At 69.9% G+C, this 1,543-nt stretch carries 1 protein-coding gene; it reads right to left on the reverse strand.

What is annotated here, in order from left to right:
* Positions 1-1,382, reverse strand: a 1,382-nt coding sequence (locus tag B8460_RS20085) for an NRAMP family divalent metal transporter (RefSeq protein WP_048863402.1), incomplete at its 3' end; no start/stop codon positions are given.
* Positions 1,383-1,543 lie beyond the last annotated feature (161 nt).

A 1,543-nucleotide genomic window follows, 5' to 3' on the forward strand; every position in this document is an offset into this window, starting at 1 on the left:
TCGACGATCGCCGTGCCGGTCATGTCCGGGAACAGCGTCGCGGCGGTGAGGATCACCGACAGCATGATCAGCACCCAGATCACGGCGCCGGTGAACAGGTTGAGCCAGCGCCCGTTCACCCAGGGGCCGAGCACCGCGCGGTCGTTGCAGAGCAGCAGCAGGAACACGGTGGCCGACGGCAGCAGCACGCCCGCCAGCGTCTGCACCGCGTTGGTCAGCAGGCCGAGCAGCGCGTCGCTGCCGAACACGACGAGCACCGCGGCGACCGCGATCAGCCCGGCATAGACCACGTAGAAGCCGAGCGCGTCGGTCGGCCGGCGGTGCAGCGAGTGACGCAGGGACAGCACGTCGCCGATCGCATAGGCGGTCGAGAGCGAAACCGCGGACGCCCCGATGATGCTGGCGTCGAGCAGCGCGAGCGCGAACATCACGCCCGCCGCGCGGCCGGCATACGCCTCCAGCCCCGTCGCCACGGCGCCGGCGTCGGTGAAGTGGCCGAACCCCGCGGTGCCGTGGAACGCCACCGCCGTGAACGACATCATGGCCACCGCGCCGACCATCACGAACACGATCCCGATCCACAGATCGGCCTTTTCATAGGCCATGAAGCGGGGCGTGATCCGCTTGTCGATGACATAGCTCTGCTGGAAGAAAAGCTGCCACGGCGCGACCGTCGTGCCGACGATGGCGATGACCAGCAGCATCACGTCCGACAGGTTGCCGTCGGCGGGAAAGCGCGGCACGAACAGTCCCTGCGCGATCGTCGCGGCCGGCGGGTGCGCGAGGACGAAGATCGGCACCAGCAGCAGGCTGAAGAAGCACAGCGCCAGCGAGAAACGCTCGAAGCGCCGGAAGCTGCCGGTGCTCGCGGCGCTGATCACGACGCCGGCGGCGACGACGATCCCCCAGATGCGCGGCACGCCCAGATAGCCGAGGGCGAGGTTGATGCCGATGAACTCGGTGACGATGGTCAGCCCGTTCAGCAGGAACAGGTCGATGACGCTGAACGCGCCCCAGAACTTGCCGAAGCGCTCCAGGATCAGCCGCGCATGCCCGACGCCGGTCACGGCGCCGAGGCGGAGCACCATTTCCTGGTTCACGTACAGCACGGGCACCAGCAGCAGCAGCGTCCACAGCAGCGTCGTGCCGTAGTTCTGCCCGGCCTGGCTGTAGGTCGAGAACGCGCCGGCGTCGTTGTCGCCGACCATGACGATGAGGCCCGGCCCGACGATCGCGAGCAGGGTGGTCAGCCGCGCCTTCCAGGTACGGCGCGGATGCAGATCGCCGTGGGCGATCGTGCCGAGGGCGCCCTCGATGTCGCCGACATGGGCGGGATCGAGAACGGCGGGGCGGGCAGGCTTGATGAGGAGGAGGTCGGACATGGCGGACCCTCGAACGGCTCGTCGGCGATGTGACGGTCTCCCGGCGTGTCCTGGCGGACGCGCGGGAACGGCGGACTACGCGGGGGGCGCCGCGGCGTGCGGCGCGGCGTGTCAGTCCGGCGGGGGTCGCGACTGTCCGGGCGAGGCGGTCGCCGCCGCGG

The organism is Acidisphaera rubrifaciens HS-AP3 (assembly GCF_000964365.1).
Lineage (GTDB): Bacteria > Pseudomonadota > Alphaproteobacteria > Acetobacterales > Acetobacteraceae > Acidisphaera > Acidisphaera rubrifaciens.